Source organism: Streptomyces sp. HUAS ZL42 (assembly GCF_040782645.1).
Classification (GTDB): Bacteria; Actinomycetota; Actinomycetes; order Streptomycetales; family Streptomycetaceae; genus Streptomyces.
Map to the genome: position 1 here is coordinate 5649456 of NZ_CP160403.1, position 26171 is coordinate 5675626.

22 protein-coding genes, 1 tRNA gene and 1 riboswitch are annotated in these 26171 nt (G+C 69.9%); of the genes, 17 read left to right on the plus strand and 6 right to left on the minus strand.

What is annotated here, in order from left to right:
• The first annotated feature begins 163 nt into the window (after positions 1–163).
• The 8 genes from ABZO29_RS26045 to ABZO29_RS26080 all read left to right on the plus strand — a co-directional run bounded on the left by ABZO29_RS26045 (position 164) and on the right by ABZO29_RS26080 (position 9934).
• Positions 164–1144: a transglycosylase family protein gene (locus ABZO29_RS26045; protein ID WP_367322598.1), complete on the plus strand. Its 981-nt coding sequence runs from the start codon at positions 164–166 to the stop codon at positions 1142–1144.
• A gap of 194 nt (positions 1145–1338) precedes the next feature.
• Positions 1339–1529: riboswitch (cyclic di-AMP (ydaO/yuaA leader) on the plus strand.
• Between the two features lie 4 nt (positions 1530–1533).
• The gene (locus ABZO29_RS26050) at positions 1534–2211 is read left to right on the plus strand and encodes a transglycosylase family protein (RefSeq protein ID WP_367322599.1); all 678 of its coding nucleotides are present in this window, start codon (positions 1534–1536) and stop codon (positions 2209–2211) included.
• 342 nt (positions 2212–2553) lie between these two features.
• Positions 2554–3840: a phosphopyruvate hydratase gene (eno, locus tag ABZO29_RS26055; RefSeq protein ID WP_367322600.1), complete on the plus strand. Its 1287-nt coding sequence runs from the start codon at positions 2554–2556 to the stop codon at positions 3838–3840.
• Positions 3841–3944: 104 nt separating this feature from the next.
• Positions 3945–4421 carry a septum formation initiator family protein gene (locus tag ABZO29_RS26060; protein ID WP_367322601.1) on the plus strand — a complete coding sequence of 159 codons (477 nt, stop codon included), beginning with the start codon at positions 3945–3947 and terminating at the stop codon, positions 4419–4421.
• A gap of 27 nt (positions 4422–4448) precedes the next feature.
• A complete protein-coding gene (locus tag ABZO29_RS26065) occupies positions 4449–4973 on the plus strand; it encodes a DUF501 domain-containing protein (RefSeq protein WP_367322602.1) in 525 nt (174 codons plus the stop codon).
• A complete protein-coding gene (locus ABZO29_RS26070) occupies positions 4970–5911 on the plus strand; it encodes an exopolyphosphatase (RefSeq protein WP_367322603.1) in 942 nt (313 codons plus the stop codon). Before ABZO29_RS26065 ends, ABZO29_RS26070 begins: the two co-directional genes overlap by 4 nt.
• Positions 5912–6354: 443 nt before the next feature.
• Positions 6355–7740, plus strand: coding sequence for an NAD(P)/FAD-dependent oxidoreductase (locus ABZO29_RS26075; protein WP_367322604.1), 1386 nt, complete (start codon positions 6355–6357; stop codon positions 7738–7740).
• Between the two features lie 895 nt (positions 7741–8635).
• On the plus strand, positions 8636–9934 hold the full coding sequence (locus ABZO29_RS26080) for a class I SAM-dependent methyltransferase (protein WP_367322605.1): 1299 nt from the start codon (positions 8636–8638) through the stop codon (positions 9932–9934).
• Positions 9935–10017: 83 nt separating this feature from the next.
• On the opposite strand, the gene ABZO29_RS26085 is transcribed toward ABZO29_RS26080, so the two are convergent.
• Both ABZO29_RS26085 and ABZO29_RS26090 read right to left on the minus strand, forming a co-directional pair.
• The gene (locus ABZO29_RS26085) at positions 10018–12546 is read right to left on the minus strand and encodes an ABC transporter permease (RefSeq protein ID WP_367322606.1); all 2529 of its coding nucleotides are present in this window, start codon (positions 12544–12546) and stop codon (positions 10018–10020) included.
• Between the two features lie 38 nt (positions 12547–12584).
• Positions 12585–13355, minus strand: coding sequence for an ABC transporter ATP-binding protein (locus ABZO29_RS26090; protein ID WP_367322607.1), 771 nt, complete (start codon positions 13353–13355; stop codon positions 12585–12587).
• A gap of 391 nt (positions 13356–13746) precedes the next feature.
• Between ABZO29_RS26090 and ABZO29_RS26095 the strand changes: the two genes are divergently transcribed.
• From ABZO29_RS26095 to ABZO29_RS26120, 6 genes are all read left to right on the plus strand, one after another.
• Positions 13747–13829 (plus strand) — tRNA-Leu (locus ABZO29_RS26095).
• 231 nt (positions 13830–14060) lie between these two features.
• A complete protein-coding gene (locus tag ABZO29_RS26100) occupies positions 14061–14435 on the plus strand; it encodes a response regulator (RefSeq protein WP_367322608.1) in 375 nt (124 codons plus the stop codon).
• The gene (locus ABZO29_RS26105) at positions 14435–14809 is read left to right on the plus strand and encodes a response regulator transcription factor (RefSeq protein ID WP_367322609.1); all 375 of its coding nucleotides are present in this window, start codon (positions 14435–14437) and stop codon (positions 14807–14809) included. Before ABZO29_RS26100 ends, ABZO29_RS26105 begins: the two co-directional genes overlap by 1 nt.
• Entirely contained in the window at positions 14806–15906 is a 1101-nt protein-coding gene (locus tag ABZO29_RS26110) for a HEAT repeat domain-containing protein (RefSeq protein ID WP_367322610.1), read from the plus strand. Before ABZO29_RS26105 ends, ABZO29_RS26110 begins: the two co-directional genes overlap by 4 nt.
• Positions 15907–15952: 46 nt before the next feature.
• The gene (locus ABZO29_RS26115) at positions 15953–17443 is read left to right on the plus strand and encodes a glycosyltransferase family 2 protein (protein ID WP_367322611.1); all 1491 of its coding nucleotides are present in this window, start codon (positions 15953–15955) and stop codon (positions 17441–17443) included.
• Positions 17440–19542, plus strand: a complete 2103-nt coding sequence (locus tag ABZO29_RS26120) for an ATP-binding protein (protein ID WP_367322612.1) — start codon at positions 17440–17442, stop codon at positions 19540–19542. Before ABZO29_RS26115 ends, ABZO29_RS26120 begins: the two co-directional genes overlap by 4 nt.
• 13 nt (positions 19543–19555) lie before the next feature.
• Here the strand turns inward: ABZO29_RS26120 and ABZO29_RS26125 are convergent, their stop codons facing one another.
• Positions 19556–20467 (minus strand): glycoside hydrolase family 16 protein, encoded by a 912-nt coding sequence (locus tag ABZO29_RS26125; RefSeq protein ID WP_367322613.1) that lies wholly within the window; start codon positions 20465–20467, stop codon positions 19556–19558.
• A 237-nt stretch (positions 20468–20704) separates the two neighbouring features.
• Here ABZO29_RS26125 and ABZO29_RS26130 point away from each other — a divergent pair, with 237 nt between their 5' ends.
• On the plus strand, positions 20705–21880 hold the full coding sequence (locus ABZO29_RS26130; protein WP_367322614.1) for a 4-hydroxybenzoate 3-monooxygenase: 1176 nt from the start codon (positions 20705–20707) through the stop codon (positions 21878–21880).
• 214 nt (positions 21881–22094) lie between these two features.
• Positions 22095–22988 carry a Bax inhibitor-1/YccA family protein gene (locus ABZO29_RS26135; protein WP_367322615.1) on the plus strand — a complete coding sequence of 298 codons (894 nt, stop codon included), beginning with the start codon at positions 22095–22097 and terminating at the stop codon, positions 22986–22988.
• A 69-nt stretch (positions 22989–23057) separates the two neighbouring features.
• Here ABZO29_RS26135 and ABZO29_RS26140 read toward each other — a convergent pair whose 3' ends face one another.
• The gene (locus tag ABZO29_RS26140; RefSeq protein WP_367322616.1) at positions 23058–23288 is read right to left on the minus strand and encodes a DUF4287 domain-containing protein; all 231 of its coding nucleotides are present in this window, start codon (positions 23286–23288) and stop codon (positions 23058–23060) included.
• Positions 23289–23390: 102 nt separating this feature from the next.
• Between ABZO29_RS26140 and ABZO29_RS26145 the strand changes: the two genes are divergently transcribed.
• Entirely contained in the window at positions 23391–23702 is a 312-nt protein-coding gene (locus tag ABZO29_RS26145; protein WP_367322617.1) for a hypothetical protein, read from the plus strand.
• Between the two features lie 97 nt (positions 23703–23799).
• On the opposite strand, the gene ABZO29_RS26150 is transcribed toward ABZO29_RS26145, so the two are convergent.
• Both ABZO29_RS26150 and ABZO29_RS26155 read right to left on the minus strand, forming a co-directional pair.
• A complete protein-coding gene (locus ABZO29_RS26150) occupies positions 23800–24591 on the minus strand; it encodes a hypothetical protein (protein WP_367322618.1) in 792 nt (263 codons plus the stop codon).
• 279 nt (positions 24592–24870) lie between these two features.
• On the minus strand, positions 24871–26091 hold the full coding sequence (locus tag ABZO29_RS26155) for an acetyl-CoA C-acetyltransferase (RefSeq protein WP_367322619.1): 1221 nt from the start codon (positions 26089–26091) through the stop codon (positions 24871–24873).
• Positions 26092–26171 lie beyond the last annotated feature (80 nt).

The window sequence follows — 26171 nt, forward strand, 5'->3', positions numbered from 1 at the left end:
TACTGCACGCATACGTGACATACCCTCAAGTCTGTGATCTTCACGTGATCTACGCGGCATTAACTTGTGACAAGTATTGACCTGCCGATACGTTCACACATCAGCAAGGCGCAATGGCAGCACGCGCCTCGCCGGTCACTGTTGTCTCGAGAAAGGCCCCCGCATGCTCTCCGGGAACGGTCGCCACCGCCGCCCCCGTCAGGCCCCGGCTCTCCTCGTCGCAGCCGGTGTGACCGGCTCCGCCATCGCCATCCCGCTCCTCGGCGCCGGTGGCGCGAGCGCGGCCGACGGCACCGTGTGGGACAAGGTGGCCGAGTGCGAGACCGGAGGTTCCTGGAGCGCCGACGTGGGCGACGGGTACTTCGGCGGCCTGCATCTGACCCAGGGCGACTGGGAGATATACGGCGGTCTCGAATACGCCTCGAGCCCCGATCGGGCCAGCCGTTCCCAGCAGATAGCCGTTGCCCAGAAGATTCTCGCCGCCGAGGGGCCGGGCGCCTGGCCCACCTGCGGACTGACCTCCGGCCTCACCAAGGAGAACGGCTCGGCCGGCCTCGACACCGGTGTGGGTGACGGTTCGTCGTCCTCCGGAGCGTCCGACTCGCCCGGGTTGTCCGACACGTCCAAGAACTCCTCCGGATCCGGTAAGTCGTCAGGCGATTCGTCCGAATCTTCCGCAGAAGCATCCCCTTCTCCCTCTTCGTCCTCTACGGCGGACAGCTCCTCCAAGTCCGATACGTCTCCCGGCTCCGATGCGGGTGACACCGGCGTTTCACGGTCGCCCGACGGCTCACCCACGGAGACCGCGGAGGCGGACGACTCGGACAAGTCGCAGCAAAACGCCGGTTCCTGGAGCCTCGTCGACACCGGTTCCGTCAACCCGGCCACCGACGACACCGCCGACACCGGCACCGGCCGCCATCGCGGCGACAGCGCCGACGAGAGCGCCACCGACGGCGCCGGCGCCTCCTCCGGCCGGCACGCCTCGTACACGGTCCGCGTCGGCGACACCCTCGCGTCCATCGCCGACTCCCTTGACCTCGACGGCGGATGGTCCGCGCTCTACGCCGAGAACAGGCAGGCCATCGGCTCCGACCCGAACCACATCTTCGCCGGTCAGACCCTGGACGTCCCTGCCGAATAGGGCGTAAAACGGCTGGAGTTCGCGTCATGGTTCGCGCCGAATGTCCGGTTTGGTGAAAGTGTGGGATGAGTCTCAGAAGCCCTGATCGTCTTTGAAATTCGGCGGATTCCGTGTCTACGGTCATGACCGCTCGCCAACGCGAGCCCCGGCCGCCGCAACGCCGAATCCTGCCAGTGGCCGCCCGGGAACAGTCGTCGCGTCAAGCGCCGCAGGCAGGAGCGGGGGACCCAAGGTAAGTGCCGGGTCCGGCAGTTGAGGCCCTTCAGGGCGGCTCACCGCCGGAACCGGCTTGGGGTGAAGCCGCGCCTTCCCAGGGAGGCGTGGCCGGGCAACTCAACCGGCCCGAACCCGACAGCTCACCTCGCAGGCGTCGGTGAGGGGATCGATCCATGCTGTTTTCCGGCAAGGGCAAGCACCGCCGTCCGAACAAGGCCTCCCGCGCCATCGCCATGGCCGGCGTCACCACCGCCGCCGTCGCCGCCCCGCTGATGGCGGCCGGCAGCGCCTCCGCCGCCACCGCCGCCGAGTGGGACGCCGTCGCCCAGTGCGAGTCGGGCGGCAACTGGTCCATCAACACCGGCAACGGCTACTACGGCGGTCTGCAGTTCTCCGCCTCCACCTGGGCCGCGTACGGCGGCACGCAGTACGCCTCCACCGCCGACCAGGCCACCAAGGCGCAGCAGATCGAGATCGCCGAGAAGGTGCTCGCGGGTCAGGGCAAGGGTGCCTGGCCGGTCTGCGGCACGGGCCTGTCGAACGCCACCTACACCGGCGGCGGCTCCAGCAGCTCCTCCGGCTCGAACAGCACCAGCACGCGTTCGACGGAGCAGCAGAGCAGCTCCCGTTCGACCGAGCGCCCGGCCGCCAAGAAGACCGTCACCACCCCGACCGGCAAGAAGGTCAAGAAGGGCGACGGCGAGTACAAGGTCGTCAAGGGCGACTCCCTCAGCTCGATCGCCGAGAAGCACCACGTCAAGGGTGGCTGGCAGAAGCTCTTCAAGCTGAACAAGGGCATCGTCGAGGACGCCGACCTCATCTACCCGGGCCAGCAGCTGCACCTGAAGTGACACGTGGCTCGCAGCTGAACCACAGCGCCCTCACATCCGTGCACTTCACAGTGGAGACCTCGTGAGGGTCCCCCCGTCCCCACGGGCTCCCCGTCCCGGTGCGTGTTCCCCCGTACGCACCGGGACGGGGCTTTTCTTTGCCCACTGTTCGCCCGGATTCCCACCCTCCCTTTGTTCCGACTAGAAACAATGTGTACCGTCAGTCTGTCCACGGGACGGTCGGTCGGCTGCCGACAGGCCCGGGGCGGCTAGGCTCTAGTCGCAAGGCCCAGCAAGGGATCTACAAGGGCTCGTCAAGGGCCCACGTGCCCCGCACAACCAGCGTCACATCCCAAGAAGGAGATGCTCGTGCCGTCCATCGACGTCGTCGTAGCCCGGGAAATCCTGGACTCCCGAGGCAACCCCACGGTCGAGGTCGAGGTCGGCCTCGACGACGGCAGCACGGGTCGTGCCGCCGTCCCGTCCGGCGCCTCCACCGGCGCCTTCGAGGCCATCGAGCTCCGCGACGGTGACCCCAACCGCTATCAGGGCAAGGGTGTCGAGAAGGCCGTCCTCGCCGTCATCGAGCAGATCGGCCCGGAGCTGGTCGGCTACGACGCCACCGAGCAGCGCCTGATCGACCAGGCCATGTTCGACCTGGACGCCACCGACAACAAGGGCTCCCTCGGCGCCAACGCCATCCTCGGCGTCTCCCTCGCCGTCGCCCACGCCGCCTCCGAGGCCAGCGACCTCCCGCTCTTCCGCTACCTGGGCGGCCCCAACGCGCACCTGCTGCCGGTGCCGATGATGAACATCCTGAACGGCGGCTCGCACGCCGACTCCAACGTGGACATCCAGGAGTTCATGATCGCGCCGATCGGCGCGGAGTCCTTCTCCGAGGCCCTGCGCTGGGGCACCGAGGTCTACCACACCCTCAAGAAGGTGCTGAAGACCAAGGGCCTGTCCACCGGCCTCGGCGACGAGGGCGGCTTCGCCCCGAACCTGGACTCCAACCGTGCCGCCCTCGACCTCATCCTCGAGGCCATCAAGGAAGCCGGCTACGCCCCGGGCGAGCAGATCGCCCTCGCGCTCGACGTCGCCGCCTCCGAGTTCTACAAGGACGGCAAGTACCTCTTCGAGGGCAAGGAGCGCTCCGCCGCCGAGATGACGGAGTACTACGAGGAGCTCGTCGCGGCCTACCCGCTCGTCTCCATCGAGGACCCGCTGTTCGAGGACGACTGGGCCGGCTGGAAGGTCATCACCGACAAGCTCGGCGACAAGGTCCAGCTCGTCGGCGACGACCTGTTCGTCACCAACCCCGAGCGCCTGGCCCGCGGCATCGAGGACGGCGCCGCCAACGCGCTGCTGGTGAAGGTGAACCAGATCGGCTCGCTGACCGAGACCCTGGACGCCGTGGAGCTGGCCCAGCGCAACGGCTTCAAGTGCATGATGTCGCACCGCTCCGGCGAGACCGAGGACGTCACCATCGCCGACCTGGCCGTCGCCACCAACTGCGGCCAGATCAAGACCGGTGCCCCGGCTCGCTCCGAGCGCGTCGCGAAGTACAACCAGCTGCTGCGCATCGAGGAGATCCTGGACGACGCGGCGGTGTACGCGGGCCGCAGCGCGTTCCCGCGGTTCAAGGGATGACCTCCTGCGACCCGGGTAAGGCATAGCCAGTCGTACGTACGTCCCCGTACTCGGTCCCGTACCGTGTGCGGGGACGTACGCACGTATGAAGGGGAGGCGGGGACATGGCCGGGAAGGACCGGGACCGTTTCTCCACCGCTACCAGGATCCGGCTGCTCGGCGAGCAGACGGCGGCCCGTGTCTACCGGTCCCAGACCAAACGCCAGGCCCGCCGCTCCCGGCTGACGGGCCGGGCCGCGCTCCTCGCCCTCGTCCTGTGCTCGCTGATCGTCGCCCTCGCCTACCCGATAAGGCAGTACGTCTCCCAGCGGGCCGAGATCGCCGATCTGGAACGCCAGAAGCAGCAGGCCGAGGAGCGGGTCGAGCAGCTGCGCGACCTCAAGGCACGCTGGCAGGACGACGCCTACGCCGAGCAGCAGATCCGGCAGCGGCTGCACTACGTCATGCCCGGCGAGACCGGCTACGTCGTGATCGACCCGGACGCGGCCAAGCAGTCGCGCACCGACCTGGGAGCGGCCGACCGCCCCTGGTACTCCAACGTCTGGGACGGAGTCGACCGGTCCGACGCCTCCGACCAGTGAACCGATGAGAGAGACTGACCTACAGGCATGGAAACGCCCCCGCCGCCCACTGGGCGCACCGAGCCCACCGACGCCGACGTCGAGGCGTTCCAGCAGCAGCTCGGGCGGCCGCCGCGCGGGCTGCGCGCGATCGCACACCGGTGCCCGTGCGGGCAGCCGGACGTCGTCGAGACAGCCCCCCGGCTGCCCGACGGCACACCCTTCCCGACGCTGTACTACCTGACGTGCCCGCGCGCCTCGTCGGCGATCGGCACGCTGGAGGCGGAGGGCGTGATGAAGGAGATGACGGATCGGCTGCAGACCGACCCGGAGCTGGCGGCCGCGTACCGGGCTGCGCACGAGGACTACATCCGGCGGCGCGACGAGATCGAGGAGCTGACGGGCTTCCCGAGCGCGGGCGGCATGCCGGACCGGGTGAAGTGCCTGCATGTGCTGGTCGCGCATTCGCTGGCGGCGGGGCCCGGGGTGAACCCGCTCGGCGACGAGGCGATCGCGATGCTGCCGGAGTGGTGGCGCAAGGGGCCGTGCGTGGTGCAGGGGGTGGCCGAGTGACCCGCGTCGCCGCCATCGACTGCGGTACGAACTCGATCCGGCTCCTCGTCGCCGACTGCGACCCGGAGACCGGTGAACTCGTCGAGCTGGACCGGCGCATGACCATCGTGCGGCTCGGCCAGGGCGTCGACCGCACCGGCCGGCTCGCTCCCGAGGCACTGGAGCGGACCTTCGCCGCCTGCCGGGAGTACGCCGCGATCATCAAGGAGCACGGCGCGGAGCGGCTGCGCTTCGTGGCCACCTCGGCCTCCCGGGACGCGGAGAACCGGGACGAGTTCGTGCGCGGGGTGCTGGACATCCTGGGTGTGGAGCCCGAGGTCATCTCCGGGGACCAGGAGGCGGAGTTCTCCTTCACCGGGGCGACCAAGGAGCTGACCGGACGCGAAGACCTCACCAAGCCGTTCCTCGTCGTGGACATCGGCGGTGGGTCGACGGAGTTCGTGGTCGGCGAGGAGCATGTGCGGGCGGCGCGCTCCGTCGACGTCGGCTGTGTGCGGATGACCGAGCGGCATCTGGTGCACGACGGGGTCGTGAGCGACCCGCCCACCGAGGAGCAGATCGCCGCGATGCGGGCCGACATCGAGGCGGCCCTCGACCTCGCCGAGGAGACGGTGCCGCTGCGTGCGGCGCACACCCTGGTCGGCCTGGCCGGCTCGGTCACCACGGTGTCCGCGATCGCGCAGCACCTGCCCGAGTACGACTCCGCCGCCATCCACCACTCCCGCGTCTCCCACGACAAGGTCCGCGAGATCACCGAGTGGCTGCTGCACTCCACGCACGCCGAGCGGGCCGCCGTCGCGTCGATGCATCCGGGGCGGGTGGACGTGATCGCCGCCGGTGCGCTGGTGCTGCTCGCGATCATGGAGCGGATCGGGGCCGAGGAGGTCGTGGTGAGCGAGCACGACATCCTGGACGGCATCGCGTGGTCGGTGGCGTAGCTCTCCCTTATTACCGATCAGTAGCCTTCGACTGAGCAGGTCGGATAACGTATGAGCGCGCCGAGGGGCCCATGCGAACCCCCCGGCGACGCCCCGTCGAAAAAGTTCGTGAAGTTCTTCACAAGGAATTCGGTCCTGTCGGGGCGCGGAAGGTGCCCAGGTGGCCCTTCCGGTCCCCCATCAGGCGGTTGAACATGTTCAGAAGGGTGTAGGGAGGCGTCCCGGACCTCCCCACGGAGAGATCGTTTCAGGGCTCTCACAGGGGTGCCGGCGACCCAGAGAGGGCAGCTCACGCGGCATTGACAACGGCTCGCCCTACACCGTGGTTCCCTTTCGCCACCATGACGTGGATCACGTGGGTCGCGGAGGATAGCACACCCCCTGCAGGAGCTTGTGAAGGGGCGCACGAGCTACCCCCCTGGGGCGGGTGGATACTCGATGGCATGAGCACCACGGAGCGTCCCAGGATCCTCGTAGTAGGCGGTGGGTACGTAGGCCTGTACGCAGCTCGGCGCATCCTCAAGAAGATGCGCTACGGCGAGGCGACCGTCACGGTCGTCGACCCCCGGTCGTACATGACCTACCAGCCCTTCCTCCCCGAAACCGCCGCCGGCAGCATCTCCCCGCGTCACGTCGTCGTCCCCCTGCGACGCGTGCTTCCGAAGGCGGAGGTCCTCACCGGCCGGGTCACCACCATCGACCAGGACCGCAAGGTCGCCACGATCGCCCCGCTGGTCGGCGAGGCGTACGAGCTGCCCTTCGACTATCTGGTCATCGCGCTCGGCGCGGTCTCCCGCACCTTCCCGATCCCCGGCCTCGCCGAGCAGGGCATCGGCATGAAGGGCATCGAGGAGGCCATCGGCCTGCGCAACCACGTTCTCGAGCAGCTCGACAAGGCCGACTCCACGACCGACGCGGAGATCCGCCGCAAGGCGCTCACCTTCGTCTTCGTCGGCGGTGGCTTCGCGGGTGCGGAGACCATCGGTGAGGTCGAGGACATGGCCCGCGACGCGGCCAAGTACTACAACAACGTCTCCCGCGAGGACATGCGGTTCATCCTCGTCGACGCCGCCGACAAGATCCTGCCGGAGGTCGGCCCCAAGCTCGGCCAGTACGGCAAGGAGCACCTGGAGAGCCGGGGCGTGGAGATCTACCTCTCCACCTCGATGGACTCCTGCGTCGACGGCCACGTGGTCCTGAAGAACGGCCTCGAGGTCGACTCCAACACGATCGTGTGGACGGCGGGCGTCAAGCCGAACCCGGTCCTCTCCCGTTACGGCCTCCCGCTGGGCCCCCGCGGTCACGTGGACGCCCAGCCCACCCTCCAGGTCACCGGCACCGACTACATCTGGACCGCGGGCGACAACGCCCAGGTCCCGGACGTCGCCGCCCGCAAGGCCGGCATCGAGAACGCCTGGTGCCCGCCGAACGCCCAGCACGCCCTGCGCCAGGCGAGGGTCCTCGGCGACAACGTGGTCTCCGGCCTGCGGGGCTTCCCGCAGAAGGAGTACAGCCACTCCAACAAGGGCGCGGTGGCAGGCCTGGGCCTGCACAAGGGCGTGGCGATGATCGTCATGGGCAAGATGAAGATCAAGCTGCGCGGCCGCCTGGCGTGGTACATGCACCGCGGCTACCACGGTCTCGCAATGCCGACCTGGAACCGCAAGATCCGCGTCTTCGCCGACTGGACCCTGGCGATGTTCCTCAAGCGCGAGGTCGTCGCACTGGGCGCGCTGGAGACTCCGCGCGAGGAGTTCTACGAGGCCGCCAAGCCGGTGCCCGCGGCGCCGAAGCAGGAAAAGACGGAGGAGAAGGCAAAGGCCTCCTGACCTCCTGCGGCCACTGATCCACCCGAAGGACCTCCCGCCATCCGTGGTGCGGGAGGTCCTTCGGCGTTCCGCGGCCCCGCCCACCGGGGGCTGCGCCCCCAGCCCCCCCCTCCGTCCCGAAAGGCCTCGTCCTCGAAGGCCGGACGGTCTGGATGGGACGGACCGGCGCCGAGAAGGTGCGGCACGGGGCTGCCGACGGGACGTGCTGAGGTTCCGCGGCGACACCGGTCCGGGGTTCAGGGGCACAGCCCCACGAGGGGTGCAGGGGCAGGGCCCACGAGGGGTGCAGGGGCGGGGCCCCGCCGGGGGTGTGGGGCGGAGCCCCAGGGTGGGGTGGCTTTCCGTCCGACCGGCGGGTGGGCGAGGCCTGGGGGTGCGGGGGCGGGTTCCGGCCGGGGGTGTGGGGTGGAGCCTCTGGGTGGGGGGTGGTTTTCCGTCCGACTGGGTCGGGTGGCGGGTGGGCGAGACAGGGGTGCGGGGGCGGGTTCCGGCCGGGGGTGTGGGGTGGAGCCTCTGGGTGGGGGTGGTTTTCCGTCCGACTGGGTCGGGTGGCGGGTGGGCGAGACAGGGGTGCGGGGGCGGGTTCCGGCCGGGGGTGTGGGGTGGAGCCTCTGGGTGGGGGTGGTTTTCCGTCCGACTGGGTCGGGTGGCGGGTGGGCGAGGCCTGGGGTGCGGGGGCGGGTCCCGGCCGGGGGTGTGGGGCGGAGCCCCAGGGGTCGTGTACCTCTCACCTCGCCGGGTGGGGTGGGCGGGTGGGCAAAGGCACCCCGGGCTCTGGGGCGGAGCCGTCCGCAATGTTTGCTCGGCTGTAACGCGCGTGGGGGACTGCGGCCAAGCCCCGCAGGTGTTTACGTGGTGATGGACATTCCGGGATCCCCTGTCACGGAGGTGTGCGATGACCCACGCCGCGCTGCGGCTGCAGGGCTTGCTCGAACAGGCACTGGGAGCCCCGCTCCCGGTCAGGATCCGCGCCTGGGACGGTTCCCAGGCCGGCCCACCTGACGCGCCCACCCTCGTCGTACGCAATCGCCGCGCCGTACGCCGACTGCTGTGGAAGCCCGGCGAACTGGGCCTCGCCCGAGCCTGGGTCGCCGGCGACCTGGACATCGACGGCGACCTCTACACCACCCTCGACCTGCTCTCCGGCCTGATCTGGGAGCGCGGGGACGACGCCCGCACCCTGGTTCAGGCCCTGCGCGACCCCGCCGTCCGCGCCGCCGTCCGCGGCCTGATCGCGCTCGCCGGCTCCCCGCTGCCGCCCGCCCCGCCCCGCGAGGAGGTCCGCAGGCCCCGCCGCCACCTGCACACCAAGGGCAGCGACAAACGCGCCATCAGCCACCACTACGACGTCGGCAACGACTTCTACGAGATCATCCTCGGCCCGTCCATGGTGTACTCCTGCGCCTACTGGTCCGCCCCCGAACCCGCCGGCACCCTCGAGGACGCCCAGCGCGACAAGCTCGAACTCATCTGCCGCAAGCTCGACCTGAGGCCCGGTCGGCGACTGCTCGACGTCGGCTGCGGCTGGGGCTCCATGGCCATCCACGCCGCCCGCGAGCACGGTGTGAGCGTCGTCGGCATCACCCTCTCGCAGGAGCAGGCCGCGTACGCCCGCAAGCGCGTGGCCGGCGAGGGGCTCACCGACAAGGTCGAGATCCGCGTGCAGGACTACCGGGACGTCCACGACGGTCCGTACGACGCCATCTCGTCCATCGGCATGGCGGAACACGTCGGCGCCGAGCGCTACCTCGAGTACGCCGAGCACCTCCACGACCTCCTCGTGCCCGGCGGCCGCCTCCTCAACCACCAGATCGCCCGCCGCCCCCAGCGCGACGAAACCTCCTACCACGTCGACGAGTTCATCGACGCCTACGTCTTCCCCGACGGCGAACTCGCCCCCCTCGGCTCCACGGTCACCCAGCTGGAGCGCGCCGGGCTGGAGGTGCGCGACGTGGAGTCGATCCGCGAGCACTACGCCCTCACCCTGCGCCGCTGGGTCACCAACCTCGAGGCCGACTGGGCACTCGCCCAGCGGCTCACCTCCCCGGGCCGCGCCCGCGTCTGGCGTCTGTACATGGCCGCCTCCGCGGTCGCCTTCGAACGCAACCGCATCGGCGTCAACCAGGTCCTGGCCGTCAGGACACCGGAGCCCGGCGACTCCGGGGTGCCGTTGCGCTCCCGTACGTGGAACTGAGAGGACGACAGCCACACAGAACGAAGGGGCCCCCGCTCGCCCTGGGACGAGCGGGGGCCCCAACCCCCGTACCGCTGCCGCCGCTACTCCGACTTGATGGCCGCCAGCATGTTCAACCGCGCCGCCCGCCGCGCCGGCCACAGCGCCGCCAGGACGCCCACCGTCGCCGCCAGCAGCAGGAAGACGGCCATCCTCGCCCACGGCAGGACCAGTTCGTACGTCGGCATGCTCGTCCCCATCAGCTCACCGGCCGCCCAGCCGAAGAACACACCCAGGCCGATGCCGAGCACACCGCCGAACAGCGAGATCACCAGGGACTCCAGCCGGACCATCCGCTTGACGGCCTTGCGGTCCAGGCCGATGGCCCGCAGCATGCCGATCTCCTGGGAGCGCTCGAAGACCGACATCGCCAGGGTGTTGATGACCCCGAGGACGGCCACGATCACCGCCATCGCCAGCAGGCCGTAGACCATGTTCAGGATCAGCGTGAACATCTGCGCGATGGAGTTGGAGAGGTCCTTCTTGTCCTGGACCTGGATGGCCGGGTTGGAGCCCAGCGCCTTCTCCAGACGGTCCTTCGTCTCGCTCGACGCGCCGCCGGACGTCTTGACCATGACCTGCATGTCCGCCGGGTCCGTCTGGTGCGGGGCAAGGGTGGCGGTGTCGAGCATGATGCCGGTGATCAGCTCGTTGCCCTCGTAGACGCCGGCGACCGTCAGCCGCTGCTTCCTGCCGTCCTCGTACGCCACCGTGAAGGCCGAACCCGCCTTCCAGCCGTGCGCCTTGGCGGTGTCGTGGTCCACGACGACCTGCGTACCGCCGACCTTGAAGGAGCCCTCGTCGACCTTCAGGTCGGTCAGCTCGCCGATCACGCCTCCGTTGACGCCGGTCAGGTACTCGGTCTGCCCGTCGATGCGGGAGGCCGCGTTGCGCAGCGGGCTGGTGGCGGTGACGCCGTCGACCTGCTGCAGCTTCTTCTCGACGTCCGGCGAGAGTTCGTGGCGGTTCGCCATGGAGACCACGTAGTCGGCCCTGATCGCCGCCGTCGCCATCTTGTCGATCGACTTCTGCAGACTGCCCGCCATCACCGTCATGCCGGTGATCAGCGTCAGGCCGATCATCAGCGCGGAGGCCGTGGCGGCCGTACGCCGCGGGTTGCGGACCGAGTTCTGGCGGGCCAGCTTCCCGGAGACGCCGAACACGCGCAGCACCGGGGCCGCGGCCGCGATCAGCGGGCGGGACAGCAGCGGGGTCAGGATGAACACGCCGATGATCAGCAGGACCGCGCCGAGGCCCATGGGGGCCTGTCCGTCCGAGCCGCTCATCGTCGTGGCCGCCAGGACGACGGCGACGCCCGCGGCACTGAACAGCGCGCCGAGTGTGTTGCGCAGGACCAGCGACTTCGTCGTCGCCTTCGCGTGCACGCTGCTCATCGCGGCGACCGGCGGGATCTTCGCGGCCCGGCGGCCGGGCAGCCACGCGGCCAGCATGGTGATGACGATGCCGACGGCGAGGGCGGCGGCGACCGTGCCGGGGGTGATCACCAGCGGTCCGTCCGGGACCGTGGCCCCCAGCGTGCCCATGAGGGAGCGCAGCCCCGCCCCGATGCCGATGCCGGCGACCAGACCCGTCACACCGGCGACCGTGCCGACCACGAACGCCTCGATCAGCACCGACCGCGTGACCTGCCGGCGGGAGGCGCCGACCGCCCGCAGCAGCGCCAGCTCCTTGGTGCGCTGGGCGACCAGCATGGTGAACGTGTTGGCGATGATGAACGTGCCGACGAAGAGCGCGATGCCCGCGAAGACCAGCAGTCCCTGCCGGAGGCCGCTCATGCCGGAGGCGATCTGCTGCGCCTGGTCGTCGGCGAGCTGCTTGCCGGTGGTGGTCTCCGTGAGGTCCTTCGGCAGCGCCTTGTCCAGTTCGGCCTTCAGGGCGGCCTGCGTGACACCGGACTTCGCCGCCACGTCGATCTCGTAGTACGTGCCCGCCTTGCCGAACAGCTTCTGCGCGGTCGCCGTGTCGAACAGCGTGAGGCTGCCGCCGGCCGCGACATTGCCGTCGTCGGTGGTGAAGATGCCGGTGATCTTCGGGGAGAGGACGGGGCCGTCGACCGAGATCCGCACGGTGTCGCCGACCTCGTACCCGGCGCGCCTCGCGGTCTCCGAGTCGATGGCGACCTCGTCCGCGCCGTGCGGCGCCGTGCCGGACTTCAGCGGGTACCGCGGGTCCTTGTCGCCCCAGTAGTTGCCGCCCTGCGACTGGAATCCGTCGCCGATGAGCTTGCCGTCCTTGTCGGCGATGGCGGTGAAGCCGCTGACGACGCCGATGGCGTTCGCCGCTCCAGGGACCTTCGCGCTGTCCTCGAGCAGCGCTTGCGTCAGCTCGGGGGTCTTGCCGATCGTGTCGCCCTCGTCCTCCTGGGACTTGGGCGTCACGGCGACGTCGACCTGGTCGAAGCCCTTGGCGGAGCTCGTCTGGTAGGCGTCGGAGATGGTGTTGGTGAAGACCAGGGTCCCCGACACGAACGCGACGCCGAGCATCACGGCGAGCACGGTCATGAGGAGCCGGGCCTTGTGCGCGAGTACGTTGCGCAAGGCGGTACGGAACATGGGTATGTCTCTGTCCAGTCGGGCGAGGTGAGGGGGCGTCAGCTGGTGCGGCCCTTGGCGTCGAACTGCTTCATGGTGTCGAGGACGGAGTCCGCCGTCGGCCCGTACACCTCGTCGACGATCCGCCCGTCCGCGAGGAACACCACGCGGTCCGCGTACGCCGCGGCCACCGGGTCGTGGGTCACCATCACCACCGTCTGCCCCAACTCCCGTACGGAGTTGCGCAGGAAGCCGAGGACCTCGGCGCCTGAGCGCGAGTCGAGGTTTCCGGTCGGCTCGTCGCCGAAGATGATGTCGGGCCTGGAGGCCAGGGCGCGGGCCACGGCCACGCGCTGCTGCTGACCGCCGGAGAGCTGCGCCGGCCGGTGGCTGAGCCGCCCCGAGAGACCCAGCATCTGGATCACGCTGTCCAGCCACTGCTTGTCCGGCCTGCGGCCCGCGATGTCCATCGGGAGGGTGATGTTCTCCAGAGCCGTCAGAGTCGGCAGCAGGTTGAACGCCTGGAAGATGAAACCGATCTTGTCCCGGCGCAACTTGGTGAGCTGCTTGTCCTTCAGGGAGCCCAGCTCGGTGTCGCCGATGCGCGCCGAGCCGGAGGAGAACGTGTCCAGGCCGGCCACGCAGTGCATCAGCGTGGACTTGCCTGATCCGGACGGGCCCATGATCGCCGTGAACTCGGCCTGCCGGAAGTCGACGGAGACCCGGTCGAGGGCGACCACCTGGGTCTCGCCCTGTCCGTAGATCTTCGACAGATCCGTGGCGCGCGCGGCCACGGCGGTGGTCCGGCCGGCGATGGATGCGGTGGTCACGAGAAGGCGCTCCTGTGGGACGACGGTGTGTTCCGGGGACGTGTTCCATCGTCTCGGCCGTGTGCCGCCGTGTAGTCAGCCGCTGTTCCGGTTCCGGGGACAGCCTGGGGTCGGACTGTGCGCTGCCGCGTCATACCTGGGGATGACGACCGCCCTTGGGGGTGATCGTGTCGAGAACGGGTGGAGTCCCCTCGTTCGGGCGGTGAAATTCCGTCATTCCGCATACGCCTCCGGCGGCCGCACGCAAGGCTATTGGCAAGTGCGGATGGCCCGTTCCGGAGGCTGATGCTCCCTCAGACGTCAATAAAATAAGACAACATCGGTCCGCCCGGCCGCTGTTCGGGGGATGCCTCCCGATAGGCTCGGAACCTCGACGCGGAGCCCATGGCCTGCCCGGATGGTGGAATGCAGACACGGCGAGCTTAAACCTCGCTGCCCCTCGCGGGCGTACCGGTTCAAGTCCGGTTCCGGGCACATCCCGCACCTGCAACGGCAGGGCGCGGCCACCCTGGGGGTTGCCCCGGAAGTGGCCCCGGCCTGACGACGACGCCCAGCACGGTCGTTCCGGGCCTTCTCTGCGGGGCGTCGCGTCCCTTCCCCGCTTGCCTCCCTGCCGGGCCTGGTACGGATGAGGCATATGTGGCGACGTCCAACTCTTGATCCTATCTTGTGATAGATGGTCCCGACTTCGTGGACAGGACGGTCATGGACTCTCCGCGCGTACTTGTGATCGAGGACGACCCGGACGTCAGCGCCCTGCTGGAGCGGCACCTCAGCGGAATGGGATGCCGTGTGACCGTCGTGGACTCGGGGGAAGCGGGGCTCGACATCGCCTTCGCCGGACCCCCGGACATGGTGATCATCGATGTGCGGCTGCCCGGCATCGACGGGCGGGAGGTCATCAGGAGACTGCGGGCGGACGAGCGGACGAAGGGGTGCCACCTCGTCGTGTCGTCCGTGCTCGACACCCAGGACCTCGTCGGGCTCTCGACGGACGCGCTGCTGGCCAAGCCGTTCCGGCAGTCGACGGTGGCGCGCCTCCTCGACTCCTACCGCAGTTCCGCTTCCCAGGAGGAGTGATGGCTCGTGTCCTGATAGCCGACGACGACGCCGACATACGGGACCTGGTCGCGTTCAAGCTGACCCAGAGCGGCCACCAGGTCACGGCCGTGGAGGACGGCATGGCCGCGCTGCGAGCCGTGCGCGAGGAGCTGCCGGACCTGGCGCTGCTCGACATACGGATGCCCGGGATGTCGGGCCTGGACGTCTGCCGGGAGCTCCGGTCGGAGCCGGAGACCGCGACACTCCCCGTGATCATGATCACCGCACGGTCCCAGGAAGGGGACGTCGAGGTCGGGTTCGCGGCGGGTGCCGACGACTACATCATCAAGCCGTTCAGCCCGCGGGAGCTGTCCAGCCGGGTCCAGGCGGTGCTGACCAGGGTCCGACGGTGATCACCACAGACGTCGTCACCGGGGTACTGCTGTGCCTCATGGCCGCCGTCCCGGTGCTGGGCCTGCTGATCGCGGGTCTGCGCGGCACCCGCAGGCTCAGGCAGCGCGGACGAGAGCGGATCGCGGCCCCGGTACGGCCCCTGCTGCTGGAGCTGCTCTGCGCGGAGGAGGACGAACAGGACGAGCTGCTGAGCCGGTTCGCGGCGCTCGACCGGCGGACCTGGGCCGCCCTGGAGCCGACCGTGGCGGAGATGCTCGGCAAGGTCGACGGCGCGGCCCGCACCGTGCTCGTCCGCCTCTACGGACTGCGGGGGGCCGCCGCTGACGCCGAGGCGGAACTGGACGCCCGCAGCGCGCCCCGCAGGGGCCGGGCCGCGGAGACACTCGGCCGGCTCCGCCACCGCCCCGCGGTCCCCGCGCTGTGCCGTCTGCTCGCCGACCGCGACGCCGAGGTGCGGCTGGTCGCCGCGCGGGCGCTGGGCCGCATAGGGGAGCCGTCGGCCGTACCTGCTCTGCTGGAGGCCCTTCACGGGCCGCGGAACGTGCCGCCCGCCGTGGTCACCCGGGCACTGACGTCCTTCGGGGCGCAGACGCTGCGCAGCGTCGCGGCCGGCATGGACCATCCCGAGCCGCTCGTCAGGGCCGTGGCGATCGAGGTCCTCGGGGCAAGCGGCGGGGTCCCCCAGACACCCGGGATCGTCCGCGCCCTGGCCGAGGATCCCCATCCCGAGGTACGGATCAAGGCCGCCCGCGCCCTGGGCAGGCTGGGGATGCCCGACGGCCTGCAACCCCTGCTGGCCGCCGTCGGCCCCGGCCGGCCGACGGCCCTGCGCATCGTGGCCACCGGAGCGCTCGGGACGCTGGGCGCCGTCGCCGCGACACCCCGGCTGCAGGACCTCCTCGGCGACTCCGAGCCGCGGGTGGCGGCCACCGCGGCCCGCTCGCTGCTGAGGCTCGGACCGGCCGGAGAGACGGCGCTGCGGGCGGCCGCCGAGGACCGGCCGGACCAGCCGGCCGCCGCCCAGGCCAGGTCGGCGCTCGCCGAATCGGCTGTCGCGGGCTCGATCCTCGACGTCCGGGTGGAGGTGGCGATGTGAACGCGGTCCACGCCGTCGCAGCGACGGCCCGGCGCAGGACGCCACCGTGCTGACCGTGGCGGCCGAGGGGCCGCTGGCGTGGCTGAGCAGCGTGGCGCGCTCGGTGGTCTCCGTGTGCGACGACGTGATCATCTGGTACTTCCTGATCATCAACACCGGCTATCTCCTGCTGATCCTCCTCGCGCTCACGGAGTTCGTCAGAAGGTCCCGACGGGCGCCATTCGCCGGGTACGACGACGCCTCCACCAGCCCCTTCACCCCGCCGGTGTCCCTGATCATGCCCGCGCACAACGAAGCGGCGGGCATCACCGAAGCCGTACGGGCGATGTTGCTCCTGCGCTATCCCGTCTTCGAGGTCGTCGTCGTGGACGACGGCTCCACGGACGGGACGCTGGAGGCACTGTGCGACGCGTTCGACCTCGTCGAGGTGGAACGCGTGGTGCCCGCCGACGTTCCGGTGCGCGGCGCGGTGACCTCGGTGCACCTGCCCAGGGGCGGGCCGGTGCCGCTGGTGGTCGCCCGCAAGGAGAACGGCGGCAAGGCCGACGCACTCAACGTCGGGATCAACCTGGCGCGCTATCCGCTGCTGTGCATGGTGGACGCCGACTCGATCCTCGACTCGGAGGCGCTGCTCGCGGTGGCCAAACCGTTCAGCGACGACCCGATGCGGGTGGTCGCCACGGGCGGTGTGGTCGGTCTGGCCAACGGCTGCACCGTCGTGGCCGGCCGTGTGGTCGAGCCTCACGTCCCCTCCGACCTGCTGGGACGTATCCAGGTGGTCGAGTACCTGCGCGCCTTCATGCTCGGCCGCACCGGCTGGTCCAAGATCGGCGGCCTGCTCGTCATCGCCGGCGCCTTCGGGCTCTTCCGCCGGGACGCGGTCGTGGCGGCGGGCGGCATGGACGCCGACTGCATCGGCGAGGACGCCGAGCTGGTGATCCGCCTCCACCGGCATCAGCGCGAGCAGGGCCGCGACTACCGCATCGTGTTCGTCAGCGAGCCCATCTCCTGGAGTGAGGCGCCCTCGAAGATCCGGGTCCTGGCGCGCCAGCGAAGGCGGTGGCACCGCGGTCTTTCGGAGATCCTGCTCAAGCACCGCCGCATGATCGGCAACCCCCGCTACGGCCGGATCGGGCTGCTGGCGCTGCCGTTCTACGTGGTCTTCGAACTGCTGGCCCCGCTCGTGGAGCTGTCCGGTCTGGTCCTGGTGCCGCTGGGCGTCCTGCTCGGCTCGGTGGACGTCGGCTTCCTGTGGCGCTTCCTGCTCGCCGCGTACGGCTACTCCATGGTGGTGAGCCTGGTGTCCGTCGCGGCGGAGGAGTACGCCTTCCACCGCTTCGCCCACTGGCGGGACGTCTGGGGCGCGCTCGTCGGGGCGATCGCAGAGAACCTCGGATACCGCCAGCTGACGGCCTGGTGGCGGCTGCGCGGCATGTGGGACGCGCTGCACCGCGCACCCCAGGTGTGGGGCTCGATGACGCGCAGCGGATTCGACCCGGTCGCGGAGGCGAAGAAGGGCGGAGGTGATCGTGTATGAGAGCCGGTGGAGGACGGGAGGGGGACAGTGTCGGACGTCGGCTCGGCTGGGCATTCGGACTGCTGACCGGGCTCATCCTGCTGGTGGGAGCGGGCGCGCTGACCGGTTCCCTGCTCACGCACTCGACCCACGAAAGGGCCGGCGACCGGCTGGCGCCGACCTTGGCCGACACCGTGCGGCTGCGCGACGAGAGCGTCCACATGCAGCGTTCGATGCGCGGATACCTGATCACCGGCGACCTGAAGCAACTGGACGGGTACTTCGAGTCCCGCAGCCGTTGGCCCGCCGTTCTCGCGAGCGCCCGCGCTCATGGCGACGCGGCGGCCGACCGCAGCCTCGCGACGCAGGCCCGGGAACTCGCGGCCTACGTCCGCGTCGCCGACCAGCAGGCCCGCGTCGCCCCCAGAAGCGACGAGGCCGCCCGCCTCACCCGGCAGACCACGGTCCTGTTCGACAGGTTCGAGGTCACCAACCGCGCCCTGGAGACCAGGCTGTCCGGCCAGGTCGACCGGACGGGAGGCCGTGCCGACGCGCAGCTCGACGGCACCATCGTGGCGACCGGCGTGCTGGCCGCCCTGGCCGTGGCCGTCGCCGTCTGGACGGCGGTGCGCACCACCCGCGCCCTGACCCACCCGCTCCACAGTGCCGAACACACCCTCGGCCGGCTCGCCGCCGGGGACCACGAGGCACGGGCCGAGGAGAGAGGGCCGCAGGAGATCCGGGCGGTGGCCAGGTCGGTCAACCTGCTCGCCGACGAGGGCGACCGGCTGCGGGACGCCGAGGAGGAGCGGCGGCGGTTGTCGGACCTGGCGCGGCAGACCGGCATCCGGATCAGGGATCGCCTGGACGTCGACTACGTCCTCGACACGGCGTGCAGCGGCATCGGCGAGGCCCTCGACGCCGACTACGTCTTCGTCCTGCTCGCCGAGGAGGACGGTGCGCAGTTCCCCGTGGCCCGTGTGTGGTCCAGGGAACGGGGCCTGCTGCCCGAGGCCGAGGCGAAGGCGATCCCCTCACTTCCCGCGGACGTGGTCCGCGACCACTACCGGCGGGGAGCGGTCTGGCTGGCCACCGACCTGCCCCGGTACGTGTCCGACACCAGGCCGATGCCCGGTGCTCCCGGGTCCTTCGGGAGCACCGGCATGCCGACGGAGAACCGCGCCGCCGCGGCGGCGCTGGGTCTGGACTCCGCGGTGATCACCCCCATCGGGGTGGGGGAGGAGCCGATCGGCGCCGTGTCCCTCGCCCGCACCAGCGCCGACCACCCCTGGCGTCCGGTGGACATCGAGATCGCCGAGTCCATGGCCAGTGGCGTCGGCAGGGCGCTGCACACCGCCCTGCTCTACGAGCAGGAGACGACGTTGGTGGAGAAGCTGCGCGCCCTGGACAAGGCCAAGAGCGACTTCCTGTCCACCGTCTCCCACGAGCTGCGCACCCCGCTGACCAGCATCGTGGGATACATCGAGCTGCTGAAGGACGAGGACACCGGTCCGCTGTCCCCGCCCCAGCGGCGCATGCTGGACGTCGTCGACCGCAACGCCAACCGGCTGCGGGCGCTGATCGAGGATCTGCTGACCCTCTCGCGCATCGAGTCGGGGGCGTTCAGCTCCAAGCGGGAACCGATCGATCTGCGCCGCCTGGTGGCCTCGGCGGCCGACGCGATGAAGCCGACCGCCGAGGCCGCCTCGGTCACCCTGGAGACGCACTGTCCCGAACGGCCACTGGTGCTGGAGGGGGACGGCGAACAACTGGACCGGGTGCTGATGAACCTGCTGTCCAACGCGGTGAAGTTCACCCCGCAGGGCGGAACGGTCAGCGTCCGGGCCGACCGGCAGGACGGCGAGGCGGTCCTGAGCGTGAGCGACACCGGGATCGGCATCCCCGCGAAAGAGCAGGAGAAGCTCTTCACCCGGTTCTTCCGCGCCTCGAACGCCACCGACGCGGCCATCCCGGGCACCGGTCTGGGGCTGACGATCGTCCGCACCATCGTGGCCAACCACGGGGGTGACATGTACGTGCACTCCGAGGAGGGCCAGGGCACCACCATCACCGCCCGGCTGCCGATCACCGAGACGGACGGCGCGGCGTCCCCTTCCTGACGGCCCGTGGGCGTCAGACGGTGTCCTCGAAGGTCACCTTCCGCACCCGGTAGTCGGAGACGGCGGCCTGCACCTGGGTCGGCGTCAGCACCTGGTCCTTGGCGAAGTACACGTAGTCGACCTGCTCGTCGTAGGCGCGCGACTTCCTGATGCCCCACAGGTTGATCAGCCAGTGGCTGAAGCGGATCGACATCGGCGACTCGGGCAGGTACGGCTCCGTGTGCGTCGCGAACAGCCTCCCGTCGACGTAGTACTCCACCCTCTGGGTGTCGACCGTGACGACCAGGTCGTGCCAGCCGGCGAAACTGCGGCGCTCCTGGGTGGAGATGTAGACCGTCGCGGCCGGATCCTCCTCCGAGTAGGTCTCCCAGGAGGTGGCCAGCAGAGCGCTGTCGCGGATCCCGAACCCGCCGTTGGGCACGTACTCGAAGCCGATTTCGCTGTACGCGGGGTCTGTCGACACGACCTGCGGCGAGAGGCTGAAGAACGTCTGCACCATGCGGTCGCCGTCGGGTCCGTACACCGGGACGTCGTTGAAGCGGACCCGGGCGGCGTAGGTGCCGCGGTGGAACTTGGGCCGAGTGTAGATCTCGGTCTCTTCCGTGCCGTCCGCCGTGCCGTTGGTGCCGGCGCGCATGTTCATGATCGAGTTGCCGGACTGGGTGGCGAAGGTGATGTTCTGCGGCTTCCACCGGGCGCCCCGCACACCTGGCCCGCCCGGAGCGGACCTCAGGGTCCAGCCGTGCTGGGAGAGCAGCGGATCCGTGTGGGCGGCGTAGTTGAAGTCGTCGAACAGCGCGGGGCCCTTCTGGGCGACTGCCGCGTCGGCTGTCTCCGGGAGACCTGCGAGGGCGGTGCAGATCAGTCCTGTCGCGGCAAGGGCGACCGCGGTTCTTCTCGACAAGGACTGGGCGAATCCGGCCATGGAGTGCCACCTTTCCGAATGATCGCCCAAACTCTGTCAAGGTGCATATTCATCCTGAAAGGTGCGAGGCCGTCCGATCACCCGAACGGCGCAGGCCGTACGGCGTGCGCGGGCGGGGTGTCGGGGGCGTTCGCGCCCCGCCCCATTGACAGCAGCCCCACCCGGCCGGAAACTCGCATGAAAGGAACGTGAACAAAATTTCACCAGACGAACAAGAGTGAAGTGAAGGGACGTGCGATGCGCACCACCGTCGGAATCATCGGCGCCGGACCGGCCGGCCTCCTCCTCGCCCGGCTCCTCCACAACGCAGGCATCGACTCGGTCGTTCTGGAGAGCCGCGACCGCTCCTACGTCGAGCAGCGGCAGCGGGCCGGGATCCTGGAGCAGGGGACGGTGGACGTGCTGCGCGCGGCCGGCGCCGGGGAGCGCATGGACCGGGAGGGGCTGCGTCACGACGGCATCGAGCTGCGGTTCGACCGGCGCCGCCACCGCGTCGACTTCCCCGCTCTCACCGGCGGGCGGTCCGTGATGGTCTACGCCCAGACCGAGGTCTGCAAGGACCTCATCGCCCTCCAGCTCAAGGAGGGCGGGCCCCTGCTGTTCGAGGCGGAGGCGCTGGCCGTCGAGGGCGCGGACACCGAAAGCCCGCGGGTCCGTTTCCGGCACGAGGGCGGCGAGGACGTCCTGGAGTGCGACTACGTCGTCGGCTGCGACGGCTTCTGGGGCGTGGCCCGCAAGGCGATCCCCGCGGAGCTCACCCGGGTCTTCGAACGGACGTACCCCTTCGGCTGGCTCGGCATCCTCGCCGACGTGCCGCCCTCGCACGACGAGCTCGTCTACGCCCGCCACGACCGCGGCTTCGCCCTGCTCTCCATGCGCTCCCCGTCCGTCTCCCGCCTCTACCTCCAGGTGCCCGAGGGCACGGACGCCGGGCAGTGGGGCGACGAGGAGATCTGGGACGAGCTGGAGCGGCGGTTCGAGACGACCGACGACTGGCGGCTGGAGCGCGGGCCGATCACCCAGAAGTCGGTCACCCCCATGCGCTCCTACGTCCACGAGCCCATGCGCCACGGCCGTCTGTTCCTGGCCGGCGACGCGGCGCACATCGTGCCGCCCACGGGCGCCAAGGGCCTGAACCTCGCCGTGGGGGACGTCGTCACCTTCGCGCGGGCGCTGGCGTACGAGAAGGAGACCGGCTCGGCGGAGCTGCTGGACGCCTACTCGGCGAGCTGCCTGCGCCGGATCTGGCAGGCCGAACGGTTCTCGTACGACATGACGACCCTCCTGCACTCCGCCCCCGACGCCACCCCCTTCGAGGACCGCCTCCAGCTGGCCCGCCTGGAGCGGATCACGTCCTCCCGCGCGGCCGAGACCGACCTGGCCGAGGCTTACACCGGGTTCCCGCTCGGGTGACGACACGGACGGCGTAATGAGCTGATCTCCGACGGGTTCCGGCCATGTCGCAGGTTCGTCATGAATGGGACCCTCCGCTACCGGGAATCACGGACCCGCGTAGCGTGTTGCGCAGCATGGCGAGGGAAAGATCCTCCGCAGGTATTAGGGTCAATCCTTTGCCTTTCCATTACTCTTGAGCCAAGGCTGCGCACGGTGGCCATGGAGGAGTGAGATGAGGAGCAGAAACCCGGTCTTCTCGCGACGGGGGTTCAGCCGCGACAACGGCTACGCGGGCTTCAACGCCGCGCCGCAGGCCGGGGGCCCCGCTGTCGGCACGCAGGGCAACCCGTATGCCCAGCCGGCCGGCAACCCCTACGCGCAGAACCCTTACGCGCAGCAGGACCTGCAGTACGGCGCCCCCCAGGCTCCGGTCACCACCGCCGGCCGGATGACGATGGACGACGTCGTCACGCGGACCGCCTCCACCCTCGGTGTCCTGATCGTGACGGCCGCGCTCGCCTGGGCGCTGCTGCCGGTCGACGACGCCAACATCAGCCGTTCGTACGGCATCGGGATCGGCGCCGCGCTGATCGCGATGGTGCTGGCGTTCGTGCAGTCCTTCAAGCGCCGGCCCGCACCGGCTCTGATCCTGACGTACGCGGCGTTCGAGGGCGTCTTCCTCGGCGTCGTCTCCAGCGTCGTCGACAACCGCATCGCCGACGGCGCGGCCATGCAGGCCGTGCTCGGGACCATGGCTGTCTTCGCCGCGGTCCTTGTGGCGTACAAGGCCGGCTGGATCCGCGTCAACCGCCGCTTCTACGGCTTCGTGATGGCGGCCGCCCTCGGCTTCATCCTGCTGATGACGGTGAACCTGCTGTTCGCGGTCTTCGGCGGCGGTGACGGCCTCGGCTTCCGCAGCGGCGCGCTCGGCGTCGTGTTCGGCATCATCGGCGTCATCCTCGGTGCCTGCTTCCTCGCCCTGGACTTCAAGCAGGTCGAGGACGGCCTTGCCTACGGCGCCCCGCGCGAGGAGGCATGGCTCGCGGCCTTCGGCCTCACGCTGACGCTGGTGTGGATCTACCTCGAGTTCCTGAGGCTCATCGCGATCCTCAACAGCAACGACTAGCGCGGGCGGTAAGCGCGTGGAAGGGCCCCGGGATCTCCCGGGGCCCTTCGTCGTCCAGACAGTGCGCGCCTAGAGCAGTTTGCGCGCGGCCCTCCTAAGGTCGTACTCGTGAATGATCGCCTTGGCGTGGCCGTACGCGAGGTCGTGCTCGTGGCGGAGCCAGCTGACCTTCTCCTCGAAGCGGAAGAGAGCGGGGCCTTCTTCGACGGTGCGCAGCCAGTCGGACACTTCACGACCGGTGCAATGGGGGATGCGGGCGAGCAGGTTGCGATGGGTCTCCTCGGAGAAGACTTGGGACATCGGCGCCTCCGGACGCATGGGGTGTAAGCCGGTCCTTCAGCTCACGGTGCCTGAGCGTTCGCGTATTGGCAACAGCCCTGTTGCGACGCGTAGTCTCGCGGCGTGGTTGATACGACGCCTCTGACCCGAGCCGTGGATCACTTCGCCGACCGGTTGCGGGCCGCGCCGCAGTCGCGCTTGCAGCGGGGCGCCGCCACTGAGGCTTTGCGGCTGGCCAGGGATTTGGCACTGCGTGCCCAGCGGATCGAGGATCCTGAGAGTGAGCCGCGGGAGATGCCGGACGCGGGGATGTTCGCGGCGGCCGACCAAGTCACCGTTGCGGCACACGACTTGGCGGTTGTGCTGCGCAGTGAGGATGAGGTGGCCGAAGCGGTGGGGTTGGTGGAGGAGGCGCAGAAGCGGGCGGGGGTCTGAGGCTCTTTGGCGGCTGCGGGGTCGTCGTGGCTGGTCGCGCCGTTCCCCGCGCCCCTGGTTGGCTGCGGTTGCCCCGCTTGTTGCAGCTGCGCCCCTCCTACAGGGACGCTATGACCCTGTCGGCCAGGATGTAGACGTTCTCTTCCCCGCACGCGAACGTCAGGGTGTACGCGCCCGAGACTCCTGAGCCGCCCAGCAGGACCGGGGTTTCGCCTGCTGCCAGGGATCGGGAGAGGCGTTCCGCCGTTTCGCGGTGGCCCGGGGTCATGCAGAGGGTCGTGCCGTCGGCGAAGACGTAGACGTCGAGGGTGCCGAGGGGGCCCGGCCGGACGTCGGTCAGCTCGACGCGGGAGACGGCCAGTTCCTCGAGGGTGGCGACCGTGCGCTCGTGGTCGTTCACGGCAGGTGACTGGACCGGGACGAAGTCGGGGTGGGAGGGGTGGCGGCGGCGTGCCGCGGCCAGTTCCGGGGACTCCCCGGCGAACTCGTCGGTGTCGGCGGTCGGCTCGGTCACCGGCTCGAGGGACTCCAGACCCGTGAAATCGGCCTGACGGGGCAGGAACAGCTCGCTGTCCGGCAAGCCCAGCAGAGACGGTGCGTCGGAGGCGTCACGGGTCTCCTGGGCGGCCCAGAACGCGCGCGCCTCTGCCAGCTCACGCTCCCGTTCCTCGGCGAGTGCCTCGGCGACCGCGGCACGTATCTCATCGGTGTCGGCTGTGCTGCGGGCCGCGGGGACGAGACCGCGCGTCGCGGCGGCCTGGTTCTCGGCCAGCTGCTTGTGCAGGGCCGCGACCTGCCGGCGCAGCAGCACGAGGGTGCGCAGGACGGCGACGCCCACGGCGCCCGTGGCGGCCGTGGTGACCAGCAAGGCGATCGGCATGGCGCTCACTGACGTACTCCCGGTTTAAAGTCGACCCCCGACTTCCTACATCAGCTTGAAGGGCGGACCATCCAGCTGTCAGTCCGTAACGTCACTAAACAGACAGGGCTTTGGGTCTGGGTTCGCTGCTGAAACGGCTCTGAGCTGCGTAAATCCCTAAGGTGAGGGAGATACGTCACATCCTGGGGGAGATTGGATCACAAATCGGCCCAGAGCCCAGTGGTTTCCCGGACTCTGGGCCGTTGGGTCACGGTGAGTGCCGTGACGGTTACCGAGGGGCTCTCGGAATCAGCTCAGACGCTCGATGACCATCGCCATGCCCTGGCCGCCGCCGACGCACATCGTCTCCAGGCCGAACTGCTTGTCGTGGAACTGGAGCGAGTTGATGAGCGTGCCGGTGATCCGGGCGCCCGTCATGCCGAAGGGGTGTCCCACGGCGATGGCGCCGCCGTTGACGTTCAGCTTGTCGATGTCGATGCCGAGGTCGCGGTAGGACGGGATCACCTGGGCGGCGAAGGCCTCGTTGATCTCGACGAGGTCGATGTCGTCGATGGTGAGGCCGGCGCGGCGGAGGGCCTGGTTGCTCGCCTCGACCGGGCCGAGACCCATGATCTCGGGCGAGAGGCCGGAGACGCCGGTCGACACGATGCGGGCGAGCGGGGTGAGGCCGAGTTCGCGGGCCTTGGTGTCGGACATGATGACGACCGCGGCGGCGCCGTCGTTGAGGGGGCAGCAGTTGCCCGCGGTGACCAGGCCGTCGGGGCGGAAGACCGGCTTGAGGCCGGCGACGCCCTCCAGGGTGACGCCGGGGCGGGGGCCGTCGTCCTTGGAGACGACCGTTCCGTCGGGCAGCGTCACCGGGGTGATCTCCCGCTCCCAGAAGCCGTTCTTGATGGCTTCCTCGGCGAGGTTCTGCGAGCGGACGCCGAACTCGTCCATGTCCTGGCGCGTCACGCCCTTGATGCGGGCCAGGTTCTCGGCGGTCTGGCCCATCGCGATGTACGGGTCGGGGACGAGGCCGTCCTCACGCGGGTCGTGCCACGTGGTCCCCTCCTGCTCGGCGACGGCGGCGGTGCGGGCCTCCGCCTCGGCGAAGAGGGGGTTGTGCGTGTCGGGAAGGCTGTCGGAGTTCCCCTTGACGTACCGGGAGACCATCTCGACGCCGGCCGAGATGAAGACGTCGCCCTCGCCGGCCTTGATGGCGTGCAGGGCCATGCGGCTCGTCTGCAGTGAGGAGGAACAGTAGCGGGTGATCGTGCAGCCGGGGAGGTGGTCCATCCCCATCTGTACGGCGACGATCCGGCCGAGGTTGTTGCCCTGCTCGCCGCCGGGGAGGCCGCAGCCGAGCATCAGGTCCTCGATGTCCTTCGGGTCCAGCTCCGGGACCTTGGCAAGGGCGGCCTGGATGATCGTGGCGGTGAGGTCGTCCGGGCGCAGGTCTTTGAGCGAGCCCTTGAAGGCGCGGCCGATGGGGGAGCGGGCGGTCGAGACGATCACGGCTTCGGGCATCACGGCTCCATTGGCGTACGGGGATCGTTGGACGGGGGCAGCTGTCTGGGAAGTTACCCGTACGTATGGTCTCGGTCACG